At 75.6% G+C, this 13,389-nt stretch carries 12 protein-coding genes; 7 read left to right on the top strand and 5 right to left on the bottom strand.

Annotated elements, in window-relative coordinates:
* Positions 1 to 9 precede the first annotated feature (9 nt).
* Positions 10 to 975 carry a hypothetical protein gene (locus ACFZAU_RS00135; protein ID WP_500550350.1) on the bottom strand — a complete coding sequence of 322 codons (966 nt, stop codon included), beginning with the start codon at positions 973 to 975 and terminating at the stop codon, positions 10 to 12.
* A 282-nt stretch (positions 976 to 1,257) separates the two neighbouring features.
* Between ACFZAU_RS00135 and ACFZAU_RS00130 the strand changes: the two genes are divergently transcribed.
* The 3 genes from ACFZAU_RS00130 (at position 1,258) to ACFZAU_RS00120 (ending at position 4,964) form a co-directional block, all read left to right on the top strand.
* Positions 1,258 to 2,589: an NsdA family TPR-like regulatory protein gene (locus ACFZAU_RS00130; protein WP_500550349.1), complete on the top strand. Its 1,332-nt coding sequence runs from the start codon at positions 1,258 to 1,260 to the stop codon at positions 2,587 to 2,589.
* Positions 2,590 to 3,418: 829 nt separating this feature from the next.
* The gene (locus ACFZAU_RS00125) at positions 3,419 to 4,519 is read left to right on the top strand and encodes a WD40/YVTN/BNR-like repeat-containing protein (protein ID WP_500550348.1); all 1,101 of its coding nucleotides are present in this window, start codon (positions 3,419 to 3,421) and stop codon (positions 4,517 to 4,519) included.
* Between the two features lie 10 nt (positions 4,520 to 4,529).
* A complete protein-coding gene (locus ACFZAU_RS00120; RefSeq protein WP_500550347.1) occupies positions 4,530 to 4,964 on the top strand; it encodes an ankyrin repeat domain-containing protein in 435 nt (144 codons plus the stop codon).
* 61 nt (positions 4,965 to 5,025) lie between these two features.
* Here ACFZAU_RS00120 and ACFZAU_RS00115 read toward each other — a convergent pair whose 3' ends face one another.
* Both ACFZAU_RS00115 and ACFZAU_RS00110 read right to left on the bottom strand, forming a co-directional pair.
* Entirely contained in the window at positions 5,026 to 5,922 is an 897-nt protein-coding gene (locus ACFZAU_RS00115; RefSeq protein ID WP_500550346.1) for a hypothetical protein, read from the bottom strand.
* Positions 5,922 to 7,202: a VWA domain-containing protein gene (locus ACFZAU_RS00110; RefSeq protein ID WP_500550345.1), complete on the bottom strand. Its 1,281-nt coding sequence runs from the start codon at positions 7,200 to 7,202 to the stop codon at positions 5,922 to 5,924. The genes ACFZAU_RS00115 and ACFZAU_RS00110 overlap by 1 nt, the downstream gene beginning before the upstream one ends.
* Positions 7,203 to 7,603: 401 nt before the next feature.
* On the opposite strand from ACFZAU_RS00110, the gene ACFZAU_RS00105 reads away from it, so the two are divergent.
* Both ACFZAU_RS00105 and ACFZAU_RS00100 read left to right on the top strand, forming a co-directional pair.
* Complete coding sequence (locus tag ACFZAU_RS00105) at positions 7,604 to 9,139, top strand: ADP-ribosylglycohydrolase family protein (protein ID WP_500550344.1); 1,536 nt, start codon at positions 7,604 to 7,606, stop codon at positions 9,137 to 9,139.
* A 130-nt stretch (positions 9,140 to 9,269) separates the two neighbouring features.
* Positions 9,270 to 10,136 carry a Sco1979 family transcriptional regulator gene (locus ACFZAU_RS00100; protein WP_500463276.1) on the top strand — a complete coding sequence of 289 codons (867 nt, stop codon included), beginning with the start codon at positions 9,270 to 9,272 and terminating at the stop codon, positions 10,134 to 10,136.
* Between the two features lie 31 nt (positions 10,137 to 10,167).
* On the opposite strand, the gene ACFZAU_RS00095 is transcribed toward ACFZAU_RS00100, so the two are convergent.
* Together ACFZAU_RS00095 and ACFZAU_RS00090 are read right to left on the bottom strand one after the other, a co-directional pair.
* Positions 10,168 to 11,040, bottom strand: a complete 873-nt coding sequence (locus tag ACFZAU_RS00095; protein WP_499603183.1) for an SRPBCC family protein — start codon at positions 11,038 to 11,040, stop codon at positions 10,168 to 10,170.
* A complete protein-coding gene (locus tag ACFZAU_RS00090) occupies positions 11,037 to 11,360 on the bottom strand; it encodes an ArsR/SmtB family transcription factor (protein WP_500550343.1) in 324 nt (107 codons plus the stop codon). Before ACFZAU_RS00090 ends, ACFZAU_RS00095 begins: the two co-directional genes overlap by 4 nt.
* A gap of 117 nt (positions 11,361 to 11,477) precedes the next feature.
* Here ACFZAU_RS00090 and ACFZAU_RS00085 point away from each other — a divergent pair, with 117 nt between their 5' ends.
* Positions 11,478 to 11,891 carry a PaaI family thioesterase gene (locus ACFZAU_RS00085; RefSeq protein ID WP_500550342.1) on the top strand — a complete coding sequence of 138 codons (414 nt, stop codon included), beginning with the start codon at positions 11,478 to 11,480 and terminating at the stop codon, positions 11,889 to 11,891.
* 192 nt (positions 11,892 to 12,083) lie between these two features.
* Positions 12,084 to 13,325 carry a phosphodiester glycosidase family protein gene (locus ACFZAU_RS00080; protein ID WP_500550341.1) on the top strand — a complete coding sequence of 414 codons (1,242 nt, stop codon included), beginning with the start codon at positions 12,084 to 12,086 and terminating at the stop codon, positions 13,323 to 13,325.
* The last annotated feature ends 64 nt before the right edge of the window (positions 13,326 to 13,389 follow it).

Below are 13,389 nucleotides of genomic sequence, written 5' to 3'. Positions count from 1 at the left end.
GGGCGGGCCCTAAGCGGAGCCGGGGCCGAGGACGGCCTCCCGCGCGGCGCGGAAGGCCTTCTTGGGGTCGCGGTCCGGATAGGCCCACGGGATGCGGGTGGCGTGGGCGCCGATCCGGTTGAACAGGGCCGCGGCCTCGGCGCTGCGGCCCTGCAGGAACTGCGCGTGGACGAGGAAGTTGAGGTCGAGTTGGAGGCGCGGGTGGTCGTGCCCGTCGTCGTCGAACTCCAGCCACCAGTCGAAGCCCCGCTTGAGCGCCTGCCGGGCCCGCCAGCCGTCCCAGTGCCCGGAGGCGGCGGGGTCGGCGGACAGGGTCCCGGCGGTGGCGAGGACGCGGTACAGCTCGGCGTGGGCGACGACCGGGAGGACCGCCAGCGGTGAGCGGGCGGGTGCCTCGCCCGCGGCCCAGTCGGCGAACTCGTACACCTCGTGGAAGGCCTCGCCGTCGGCGGCCGCCTGGGGGCGTTCGGCGAGGCAGGCGGCCATCAGGTGGTGCCCGTGGTGGTGGCTGCGGTGCCGGCCGCGGACCTGGTCGAAGGCGCGTATCTGCTCGTCGTCGCTGCCGGTGTGGCGGGCCAGGATCAGCAGGCAGAGCCACGGGGTGGGGTCGGCCGGGGTGAGCGCGGCGGCGGCGAGGCAGGCCTCGCGGGCCCGTTCGGGCTTCTCCTTGCCCGCGACGACGCGGAACACCGTGGCGCAGGCCAGCAGCGCCGCCGCGTCGGAGCTGCCGGGTTCGGCGAGCTGCCACTCGCGGGCCCAGGTGGCGCTGGCGCCGCCCTCGCCCAGGACGACCATGCGGTGGCCCCGGCGGTCCCAGTCGTCGCCGGTCTCGGCGAGCAGGCTGCGTACGGCGGGCCAGCGTCCCTGGGCGAGCGCGGCGCGGGCGTCGGCCAGGGGCTCGTCGTCCAGGGCAGGGTCGAACCGTAGGTCGTCCCGGGAACGGGAGAAACCGAACGGGGGTGGAGGAGGAGTCATCCTCGGGGTGCCTCCACGGCGCGCACGTGATGTCCGGCCCGGGGCGGGGTTCCCGTTCGGCGTCCGGTGATCGCTTGATCACACAAAGCCAACCGGTATGAGCAGGTCCACTTCAAGCCCGGGCCTGTTGTCTCGATGTAGTCCCGCACGCGTGTCCGAGCGCGGGCGTACGCCCCCCTGACGGACGGGGGGCGGATCGGGGACGGATCGCGGCGATCGCCTGCGCGGCACGGGTCCCGCCTGATATTCGAACCTACGAACATCAGACGAAGGAGCAATGCCGTGGCGGACGACACCGCGCCGGCACCGTCCCATCCCCTGGCGTCCGTACGGCGCAGCCACGGCTGGAGCTACCAGGACCTCGCCCGGGTCGTCGCCGACAACGCCCGTGCCCTCGGCGTGCCCATGGCGGCCCGGCGGGAGAAGGTGTGGCGCTGGGAGCACTGGGGCGTGGTGCCGGAGAGGGACAGCCAGCGCGCCCTGGCGCGGGCACTGGGCGTACCGCTGCGCGAGGTCGACGCCCGCCCCTGGCCCGGCTGGTTACCGTCGTTCGAGGGCATCCCCGACGGGCTGCCGTGGACCCGGACGGGCGGTCTCGACGCGCTGGACGCCCTGCTGGACGGCGGCGGACGCGACCCGCGCGGCCACCCCGTGCTGGAGGGGGCGGAGTTCCGCGACGCCGTCGCCGACTGGACGGCGGGGACGGACGGCGAGCGGAGCGCGCCGCCGCAGGGCGGCGCGGGTGCGGCCGCCGGGCGGGAGGGTTCCGTCGCCGACGAGGAGACCGTGGCGTGGCTGGAGCGCGGAGTGCTCGGGCTGCGCCGGCTGGACGACCGGCTCGGCGGCGAGGCCGTACGGCACCGGGTCGAGGCCGATCTGCGGATCGCCCTGGACCTGCTGCGCCGGGGCCCGTACCGGGGCGTGCTCGACGCCCGCCTGCTGCGCGTCGCCGCCGGCCTGGCCCAACTGGGCGGCTGGGCGGCCACGGACTGCGGACGGCACGGGGCGGCGCAACGGCACTACCTGACCGGGCTGCGCCTCGCGCACGGCGCGCAGGACCGGCCCCAGGCCGCCAACCTGTGGGCGGGGCTGAGCCTCCAGGCGGTGTTCGCGGGCCGTCACGACGACGCCCTCGCGGCGTCCCGGGCCGCGGAGTCCGCGGCGGCGGGAGCGACCTCGCGCACCCGCGCGATGCTGGCCACCCGCCGTGCCCGGGCGTACGCGGGGCTCGGCGAGGACGCGGCGTGCCGGCGGTCGCTGGAGGAGGCTGGGCGGCTGCTGGACACCGCGCCCGGGGACGACGACCCGTCGTGGATCTACTGGTTCGACGAGGCGGAGCTGTCCGCGCAGAGCGGGATCGCGCTGCTGGACCTCGGCCGGGCGGAGGAGGCGGCCCCGCTGCTGGAGAAGGCGCTGGCGATCCAGGACCCCCTCTACCGGCGCGACCGCACGCTCTACACCGCGCGCGCCGCCCTCGCCCGCGCCCGGACCGGCGACCTCGACACGGCCCGCGCCCTCACCGGTGACGCCGTGGACCTCGCCCGGGACTGCGGGTCGCCCCGGGTGGCCATCGCGCTCGAGCAGGCCAGGACGGCACTGACGCAGACCCGTTGACGTCCCCCGTGCGCCGCCCGGTGGCGAGGCCGCCCCGCACACCGGGCCGCCGGGCCGGCGCTGGTGCCGTGCGGTCGCGTCCTGCGGGTCGTGGCAGCCCGATGTGCGTCACCGGGCCCCGAGCCGTGTCGTCACATGCTCTCCCCAGCCTTCGGCATGGGGTGCCCCACCCGGCGGAGCTGGAGGAGCTCATGTGACGACACGGCCCACGTGACCACCGGCGGGCCCCGCCTGGCGACCAGATCAACCACGCGGCTCCCTCGGCCGCCTCGCGGCCAGGCGGCGCAACCCGAGCACACGGCACCAGCGGTGACCAAGCAGCTCCCGACCCCCGCACCCCACGCCGAGCGACCCTCCGGCACCGGCGGCGACAACGGCAACCGGGCCGGCCACGCGCTCCGTCAGCCGCTCACAACCGGGCAGCGCCACCTATGCGTCCAACGCCGACAGCGCGATCGCGGCACCAGCGGCAACCACGAGCCCCCCGACCGCCGCTACGCAACCCCGCGCACCAATCACCGCACCCCACGCCGAGCGACCCTCCGACACAGGCGGCGACAACGGCAACCAGGCCGGACACGCGCTCCGTCGGCCGCCACGCAACCCGGCGGCACCACCCAAGTGCCCAACGCCTACGACGCGAGCGCACGGCACCGGCGGCAACCACGAGCCCCCCACGCAGCCCCGCGCAGCCGCTCCCGTCCCACCGCCCGGCGGCAGGGCGGCGGTTCGGGCCCCGGCCGCCGCACGAGCATCGGGGCCACAGTGCACGGGCCGCGGCGGCGGGCGGTCTGGTGCGGGGCCGTGGGGTCGGCTAGGTTGCCGCGCCATGACGCCGATGGGGACGATGAGACGGGTGTGGACGGCGCTGCTGTGCGGGGCGGCGCTCGCCGCGCTGACGGCGGCCCCGGCCCGCGCGGCGGGTGAACGGCCCGGTCCGCGCTGGGAGCTGAAGGAGACCGGCAGCACGGCCCGGTTCCGCGGGCTGGCGGCGGTCAGTGCGAGCACCGCCTGGGTGGCCGGTTCCGAGGGGAAGGTGCTGCGGACGGTGGACGGCGGGCGCCGCTGGGCGGACGTGTCGCCGCCGGGCGCCGCCGAGTTGCAGTTCCGCGACGTCGAGGCGTTCGACGCGCGGCGCGCGGTGGTGCTGGCGATCGGCGAGGGCGAGGCCTCCCGGGTGCTGCGCACCCAGGACGGCGGCGCGACCTGGACGGAGGCCTTCCGCAACACCGACCCCCGGGCGTTCTACGACTGCGTGACCTTCTTCGACGACCGGCACGGCCTCGCCGTCAGCGACCCCGTCGACGGCAGGTACCGGATGCTGTCCACCGCTGACGGCGGCCGCAGTTGGCGGGTGCTGCCCTCGGCCGGGATGCCGCCCGCGCTCGCGGGCGAGGCGTCCTTCGCGGCGAGCGGTCAGTGCCTGGTGAGCCGCGGCCCGCGCGACGTGTGGCTGGCGACCGGCGGGGCGTCGCAGGCCCGCGTGCTGCACTCCCGTGACCGGGGGCTGACCTGGACGGCCGCGGCGTCGACGGTGCCGGCGGGCGACCCGGCGAAGGGGGTGTTCGCGCTGGCATTCCGCGACGCGCGGCACGGCATCGCCGTGGGCGGGGACTACCGGCCCGACCAGGCCTCCCCCGAGGCCGCCGCGGTGTCCCGGGACGGCGGCGCCACCTGGACGGGCTCCGGGCGTCCCCCGGCCGCGTACCGTTCGGGGGTGACCTGGCTGCCGCACTCCTCGCGCGTGGCGATCGCGGTGGGCCCGTCGGGCAGCGACCTGAGCCTGGACGGCGGCCGGAGCTGGCGGACGTTCGACACCGGGTCGTACGACACCGTCGACTGCGCCGCGGACCTGGGCTGCTGGGCCGCCGGTGAGCAGGGCCGCGTCGCCCGCCTGGGGATCGGCCGGGGCGGGGCGGTACTCCCGTAGCCTTCGCCCGGTGAACCGCAGACGTCGCAAGAAGCTGAGCCGGGCCCTGGTGGCCGCGGCGGGGTCCGGTTCCCTGCGCGCGGCCGGGGAGTTGTTGCGCCGGGGGGCGTCCCCCGAGCACGCCGACCCGGACGGGACGACCCCGCTCTACGCGGCGTCGGTCAATGGCGCACCCGCCGTGGCCGCACTGCTCCTGGCGGCCGGGGCGCGGCCGGACACCGAGAGCGGCCACGGCGACGAGGGCACCCCGTTGTGCGCCGCCGCCTGCTGGGGCCACGTGGCGACGGTGCGTCAGCTCCTGGCCCACGGCGCCGACCCGGGGCTGCGCGAGGACCACGGCACCGGGCTCACCCCGCTGGAATGGGCGGAACGCGCTCCGCACCCGGAGACGGCCGAACTGCTGCGCGCGGCGGCAGCGCGGGGGACGGCCCCTTCGGAGCGGTGAACGCGGACGCGCCGGTACGGTGCCGCCGGGGCACCGTACCGGCGCGTGACCGGGTCCGTGGTCAGGCGACCGGGCGGCCGCGTCCCCGTCCACGGGTGAGGCTGTAGCCGGCGATGCCCGCGAGCGCGCCGAGCACGCCGCCGGCCGCGGTCCAGATCCAGCGGTCGGACCACCAGCCGCCGCCCCAGCCGTCCTCGGGCTGGGCCAGACCGGCCGGCACCGGGGAGGCGCTGGGGTCGGCCTCGTCGTCCGCGGCCTCGTCGGACTCCTCCGTGGCGGACACGGAAGGCACGGCGTTGGGGTCGAGTGTGGCCCCGGCCTTGGCGACGGGGGTGAGCGGGGCGGCGAGTTCGCCGTCGACGGCCTTGGAGCCGCCCGCGTCCGTCGAGGTGGTGCCGACCTGTGCCTGGACCGGCAGGCCGAGGTCCTGGTCCGGGAGCCGCAGCACGGTCAGGCGGATGTAGTACGCGCCCGGCAGCGGGTCGTCGGCCCACGCCTCGGACCACGCGCGGACGGTGCGCAGCCGGCAGCTCAGCTCCAGCTGGGTGTCCTGCGCGGACGCCGTCCTGGTGGGCTTGCCCGAGGTGCACGCCTGACGGCGGCGCAGACCGTCGTAGACGTCGAGCTGCCAGGTCTGGCCGCCGTGCCGGGACGCGGACTCCGGCAGGGTGACGGTCGCGGAAACCGTGGGCACCTCGCCCGCGGCGGCGGGGAAGACCCAGTAGAGGTAGTCACCGGTGGAGGCGCTGGACGGGGCGGTCCGCACCCCCGGCCGGAGGTTGCCCGCGGTGCGGAAACCGGTACCGGGCTGGACGGTCTCCTCGGCGGCCCCGTTGCCGCTCGCGGACGGGCTGGGTGTGGCGTCGTCAGCGGCAGCGGTGCCCGCCCCGGCGGCGAACAGGGCCGCGCCGGCGAGCAGTACGGCCGCCGCCCGGCGCGCCGTTCGGATGGTACGCATCAGTTGGTCCTCCAGACGGCGACGCGCCAGCGCGAGATCCAGCCCCACAGCACACCGGCGACCAGGCCGGTGACCACCAGCAGGGCCAGCAGCCACCAGCCGCGGCCCAGGCCGAAGGAGGCGACGTCGGACGGCTCGTCGGGAGAGGAGACCAGGTCGACGCTGAGTTCGAGCGGCAGGCCCGGGGTGCGCTTCACCGCGTCGGGCGCGGAGAAGGAGTTGCTGACCTCGATGCACACGGTGCGGGCGGTCGCGGCGGCGTCGTCGTCGGCTTCCGGCCAGGCGTAGCGCAGTCCGGAGGAGATGACGTCGGTGCGTCCGCTGCTCGCGTCGGAGCCGCGGACGAGTTCCCGGCCCCCGGTGGTGACGGCCCGTACGAGGACGCCGTAGTCGCGGTTGACGGCGCGGTCGGCGCCGACGCTGACGGAGGCGCGCAGTTCCTGGCCGTCGGTGACGCTCACCCGGTACCAGCGGTGCTCGGTGAACTCCTCGCGGTCGCTGTAGACGCCGGCCCCGAGCAGCGGGGCGTCGGCGCAACGGTCGGCGCCCTGGGTGACGGTGGGGGTGACGACCACGTTGTCGGCCGAGCGGTCGACGAGTTGCTTGATGCGGTCGGAGAGCTGGTCGGCGTGGTCGACGGCGGTGTAGGTGCCGCCGGTGGCCTCGGCGATGCAGCTGAGCTGCTCGCGGATCTTGGTGTTGGGCACCAGGCCGAGGGTGTCGACGACCAGGTGGGTGCCCTCGGCGGCGAGCTGGCGCGCTACCTCGCACGGGTCGAGCGGCTGGCAGGTGTCCTCGCCGTCGGTGATGAGCACGATGCGGCGGGTGCCTTCCCCGCCCGCGAGGTCCTTGCCGGCGGCCAGGAGGGCGGGCCCGATCGGCGTCCACCCGGTGGGGGCGAGGGTGGCGACCGCGGTCTTGGCCTCGGTGCGGTCGACGGAGCCGACCGGGTAGAGGGCCTCGGTGTCGCGGCAGCCGACCTTCTTGTCCTTGCCGGGGTAGTTGGCGCCGAGGGTGCGTATGCCGAGCCGCACCTCGTCCGGCACCGCGTCGATGACCTCGTTGAACGCCTGCTTGGCCGCCGACATGCGGGACCTGCCGTCGATGTCGTTGGCCCGCATCGAGCCGCTGACGTCGAGCACGAGCTCGACCTTGGGGGGCTCGTGGGCGGTCTCGGGCCCGTCGTCCGCGGCGGCCGGCGCCGCGGCCGGGAAGAGCGCGGTGGCGAGGGCGGCCGCGAGGCCGCACAGCCCCACCGCCAGCCGTTTACTTATGATCATTGGCGGATCCTATGGAAGATCCTCCTCCGCCCCCAACTCGGCCTGGACCGCGCCGCTCCGGCCTTCTCGGCAGCGGACCGCGCCCCGGCCCCGGCACACGGCGTTGACCAGCGGCGGCCCGCGATCAGCTCTCCCGTACGGCTCGACCATCGAACTGACGGTCCGTCAATTCCGATCACCGCCCTCCGGCCGCCGCACCCGCGGTAGCCTGCCGGCCGCCTCGCGGCATCTATAGTGTCCCATTGACGATAAGGGGGTCCTCGTGCGAGGCTGACGCGGCATCACGCCAGGAGTCCCTTTCGAACCCCCGGGACCGCCGCGCTCGACCAGGACGGCGTTCGCCCCGGCACCCGCCCTCCGGCTCGTCCCGCACGTGCCGCCGCGTCACCAGGAGGACACCCGTGGCCCACGCCCCCGTACCCCGTCCGCACCTCGACGCACGGGCCACCGACCGGGCCGCCGGGGTGTTGCTCGGTGCGGCCGTGGGTGACGCGCTGGGTGTGCCGTACGAGTTCAAGGCGACGCTGCGCGAGGACCAGCAGCCGCGGATGATCGGCGGCGGCCTGGGACCGTACGAGCCGGGCGAGTACTCGGACGACACCCAGATGCAGGTCTGCGTCGCCAAGGTGGCGGCGACCGGAGCGGACCTGCGCGAGCAGGCGGCCCTCGACGCGGTCGCCACCCACTTCCAGGAGTGGCTGGGCGAGGGCGCCAGCGACGTCGGCAACCAGACCAGCCTGGTCCTGAGCACCGCCGCCCGCGCACCGGGGTCGTCGGGCACGGCGCTGCGGGAGGCCGCCCACGAGTACACCGCCGCCCATGCGCGCAGCGCGGGGAACGGCTCGTTGATGCGGACCGGGATCGTGGCCCTCGCGCACCTCGGCGACGCCTCCGCGATGGCCGAGGCCGCCGTCGCCGTCAGCGCGCTCACCCACCCCGACCCCGACTGCGCCGACGCCTGCGTGCTGTGGTGCTCCGGCATCCGCACCGCGGTGCTGCACGGCACCTTCGACGGCGTGCGCGACGGCCTGGCCCTGCTCCCGCCCGAACGCCGGCAGACGTGGGCGGAGCGGCTGGACGAGGCGGAGGGCCACCCGCCGCACCACTTCGCCAACAACGGCTGGGTCGTCCACGCGCTCCAGGCCGCCTGGTCGGCCGTCACCCGCACCGCCGTTCCCGAACTGCGGCCCGCCGAAGGCGGCTTCCCCGCCGGGCACCTGCGCCTCGCCCTGGAGGCGGCGGTACGCGCCGGAACGGACACCGACACCGTCGCGGCGATCGCGGGCGCCCTGCTCGGCGCGCGCTGGGGCTGCTCCGGCATCCCGCTGGAGTGGCAGCAGGCCGTCAATGGCTGGCCGGGCCTCACGGGTGCCGACCTGGTCCGGCTGGGCGTCCTCACCGCCCGGGGCGGGAACGACGACGACGCCGGCTGGCCCTCGGCGCCGCGCTTGCCGACCGGCGGTCACTCCGGCTTCGCCGTACCCCACCCGCACGACGACGGGGTGATCCTGGGCAACCTCGCCCTGGCCCAGGGCACCGGACCGGTCGACGTCGACGCCGTGGTCTCGCTCTGCCGCGTCGGTACGGACCCGCTCCTGCCCGGCACACCCGGCGTCGAGCAGGTCCGCGTCTGGCTGGTCGACAGCGAGGGGGCGAACGCCAACCTCCACCACGTCCTGGACCAGGCCGCCCGCCAGGTGCTGCGGCTGCGCCGGGCGGGCAAGCGGGTCCTGCTCCACTGCCATGCCGGGCAGAGCCGCACCCCGGCCGTGGCCGCCGTCTACAGCCACCTGGCCGAGGGCACCGACGCGCGGAGCGCGCTGCGGGACCTGCACCGGGTGCTGACCGGTGGCCGGGGCCTCCACGCGCACCCCGAACTCCGCTCCGCGGTCCACGATCTGGCCACCCCGGGGTGGGATCGCCGGCCCGACGAGTGAGCGGCGCCCGGCGTCGGGACGGCGCGGCATGGCGCGTTCTGTACTTTGCAAAGCGTCGCGAACATGCTGTGCGGCGGCCTGACGTCGTGACAAACTACGCGGGGATCAGCGGTGTTGGAGGAGATTGACCGTGACTGAAGCGCGGGCGGCAAGCGCTCCCACCGTGCTGCGGGTGGTACTCGGCAGACGCCTGCAGGACCTCCGCGAGAGGGCCGGGCTCTCCTACGAGCAGGCGGCCCGCGCCCTGGACGTCACCCACGCCACGGTGCGCCGCATCGAGAAGGCCGAGGTGGGCCTGCGGATCCCGTACGTGGAGAAGCTGCTGCTCACCTACGGGGTCACCGAGCCCGCCGAGATCGCCAACTTCCTGGAGCTGGCCCGTGAGGCCAACCGCCCCGGCTGGTGGCACCGCTTCCGCGACGTGCTCCCGGAGTGGTTCAGCGCCTTCGTCAGCCTGGAGGGCTCGGCCGAGCTGATCCGCGCCTACGAGCCGCACTACGTGCCCGGGCTGCTGCAGACGCCGCAATACGCGGAGGCCGTGCTGCGCGCGGGCCGGCCGCACGCGACGCGGGAGGAGATCGAGCGCGGCGTCGCGCTGCGCATGGAGCGGCAGCGGCTGCTCTCCCGCGACAAACCGCCGCTGCTGTGGGTCGTGATGGACGAGACGGTGCTGCGCCGCCCCATCGGCGGGCCCGAGGTAATGCGCGCGCAGATCGACCGGCTGATCGAGGCGTGCGGGATGCCCCAGGTGCGGCTGCAGTTGATGCCCTTCGCCTCGGGGCCGCATCCCGCGATGTACGGACCGTTCCACATCTTCCGTTTCCCGCTGCCCGAGCTGCCGGACATCGCCTACGCGGAGAGCCTGATCGGCGCCGTCTACCTCGACGAGCGCGAGGACGTCTCGCAGTTCCGCGAGGCCCTGGACCGGATGAGCGCCCAGGCGCTGCCCGCCGGGCCCACCCGGGAGTTCCTGGAGGAGGCGCGGGCCCGGCTGTGAGGTGCCGGGCCCCCGCGCTGCGGCCGGCACGTCAGCGGGGCATCGCGGCCAGCTTCGCCGCGAGGCCCTCCACACGGTCCCGCCAGACGTCCAGCGCCAGGGCGGCCGGCACGTCGGGGACCCCGGTCTGGGTGAGGACCAGCCGCGCCCCGTGCCCCGTGCCCCGGCTCAGCTCCCAGCGCACGGTGCCCTCGTGGCGGCCGTGCAGGCTCCACGGATAGGCGAGCGCCTCCCGCGGGCGCAGCTCGCTCACCGGCCCGGCGGCGAAGTCGCCCACGACGAACCCGCGCGGCACCGGTCCGCCGACCTCGGGCGCGGTCACCCCGCCGAGCAGGGTCTTCCACACGGTCGCCACGGGCTGGGTCAGCTGCCGCTCGAAGCGGACCAGCCAGCCGACGGGCAGTTCCTCCGCGCTGCCCCGGTCGAGGCCGAACTCCTTGACGTACCGCTCATGGGCCGCCTTCATGTCGCCCGGCGCGGGCACGGGCTCGCCGGCCAGCTCGGGGTCGATGCCGGCGATGCAGGCGTCCCAGCCGGCGGCGAAGCTGGCGGCGCCGGGGCGGTCGCCGAAGGTGTGGGTCAGGATCAGCACGGAGCCCAGGGACTCCGGCACGACCTCCCAGCGCAGCAGGTCCTCGTCCCAGGTGTAGGCGACGACGTGCGGCGGGTCCCACTCGGTGACCTCGCCCTCCATCGTCTCCCCCTCGCCGTGCCGGAACGGGAAGCGCACCTTGCCGCCCACCCGCGGCTCCATCTCCACGTCGGAGGGGAACCACTTCGACAGGTGCCCGGGCTCGGTCAGGGCCCGCCACACCTTCTCCGGCGGGTGGGCGAGCCGCCGCTCCATCCGCAGCGCGGTGCGGCCGTCCGCGGTGGTCAGCGTCTCGCCGCTGTCCGTGGTCATGGCTCCTCCATCTCGTCGGGCATGGTGTCCAGGTGCCGCTCCAGCGCGTCCAGTCCGGCGCCCCACAGCCTGCGGTACGGCGCGAGCCAGGCGTCGACCTCCCGCAGGGGTTCGGGGCGCAGCTCGTACCAGCGGCGCTGCGCCTCGGCCCGGACCCGGACCAGGCCCGCCTCGCGGAGCACCCGCAGGTGCTTGGACGTACCGGGCTGGCTGAGGCCGAGGTGCTCGGTGAGTTCGCCGACGAGACGGGGGCGTTCCAGGAGCAGGTCGAGGATCCGCCGCCGCGTCGGCTCGGCCAGCACGTCGAAGGGTATGGACACCCTTCCAACATACTCCGGGGGCTATATACCCGCAACGGCATGTAGGCGCGAACGGGCGCCGGCCGGTCGCCCTCGCGCCCTGGTGCGCGCCCCCGACGGTGGGTCAGAATGTCCGCCGTGACGATCACCACCGCAGAGGCGGACAAGGTCCTGGCCGACAACTTCGCGCCCTGGGTGCGGGATCTGGGGCTCTTCGTCGAGGAGACCGGGGAACGGCACGCTGTGCTGCGGCTGCCCTGGTCGGACCGGCTGGCCCGGGAGGGCGGCGCGCTGTCGGGCCAGGCCCTGATGGCCGCCGCCGACACGGCGACGGTGATCGCGGTGTCCGCGGCCCGCGGCGGCTACGGCCCGATGACGACCGTCCAGCAGTCCACCACCTTCCAGCGGGCGGTCATGGGCACCGACGTCCTGGTCACGGCGCGGGTCACCAAGCTCGGGCGGCGGCTGGCGTTCATCGACGTCGAGCTCACCCCGGAAGGCGCCGGCGAGCCCGCGGCGCACGCGACCACGGTCTACGCCTTCCCCGGCTGAGCCGCGGGGGAAGACGGGGAACCCGGGGCGGTCGGCGGACCGTGTCCCGCCCGTAAGACCCCTTTCCCTCCGGCTTTTCACCGTATCGTGTCGGATTCCCCGTCACGTGCGGCGTGGTGGTGCGACAACCCCGCCATCCCGGGCAACCATTGACCTCTCGTCAGGTAATCGGTTTTTTCGGGCTGGAGCGACGTGACTCGACGACCCCGCCGGGTGCGCCTGGCGATCTCGGCGGCGCTGGCGTGGAGCGCCCTGCTCGGCGGCACGAGCGGCGCCGCCGCCGCGGTCGCCGGCGACGGACTGCGCTACGGCGCGACCACCCTGCTCGCGCCGGGCGTGGACTACCGCACCTTCACCTACCGGGGAGCCCACGGCACGGCCCGCGGGCACCTGCTGACGGTGGACCTGCGCGATCCTGGCGTCTCCGTGGACTTGCTGCACCCCGGCGTCGTCGCCGGCCGCGGCTCGGTCTCGGGGCTCGCGAACGCCGCGGGCGCGGTGGGCGGCATCAACGCCGACTTCTTCAACATGAGCGAGACCCAGCACCCCGGTGTGCCCGCGACCAGCGCACCGGTCGGCCCGGCGATCGCCGCCGGACGGGTCCTGAAGTCGGCGGTGCCCCCGGCCCAGCGCTTCGGGCCGAAGCTGCCGCCCGGCACCTCGACCGAGGACGTGCTCGGGGTCGGCACCGACGGGGTCGCCCGGCTCGACCGGCTCCGGCTGGCCGGCACGGTCGCCTTCGACGGGGGCACGGTGCCGCTCGGCGGCCTGAACCAGTACGCGCTCCCGGTCGGCGGCGTGGGCGCGTACACCTCGGACTGGGGCAGCGCCTCCCGGCTCCGCGCCGCCTGCGGCGACGACACCAAGCGCGGCGCGCCCTGCAGCGACGACACCTACGAGGTCACGGTCAGCCAGGGCGAGGTCGTGGACGCCGCCGAGTACCCGGGCGAGGGCGAGATCCCGCCCGACACGGTGGTCCTCGTCGGCCGGGAGGCGGGCGCGGAGGCGCTGCGCCTGCTGGAGCCCGGCGACGCGGTCGACGTGCGGCAGCGGCTGGTGGCCTCCGTGTACGGCGGCGGGTACCGCTTCGCCGTCGGGGGCTACCCGATCCTGCGCGACGGCGGGCCGCTGACCGGCCTGGAGAACGGCGCCGCGGCGACCCGCACGGCGGCGGGCTACGGCGAGGGCGGGCACGTGATGTACCTGCTGGCGCTGGACGGCAAGGCGGAGTCCGGCACCGGGCTCACGGTCCGCGAACTCGCCTCCCTGATGTCCGGCATCGGCGCGCAGGCCGCGGTCAACCTCGACGGCGGCGGCTCCTCCACCCTCGTCACCCGCGCCCCGGGCGCACCCCGCGTCAAGGTCCGCAACCACCCGGCGGGCGGCACCGAACGCCTCGTCGCCAACGGCATCGGCGTCTTCACCACCGGCTGAGGCCCCTCCGCGCCGGCCCCGGCCTCCGCCCGGGACGGCGCGGAATGCGGATGCGCACGGCACG

Origin of the sequence: Streptomyces sp. NPDC008238, from assembly GCF_042956445.1 — a bacterium.
In the GTDB taxonomy this organism is placed as follows: domain Bacteria; phylum Actinomycetota; class Actinomycetes; order Streptomycetales; family Streptomycetaceae; genus Actinacidiphila.
The sequence above is the reverse complement of the archived record's forward strand: the minus strand, read 5'-3'. Positions and strand labels throughout refer to the sequence as shown.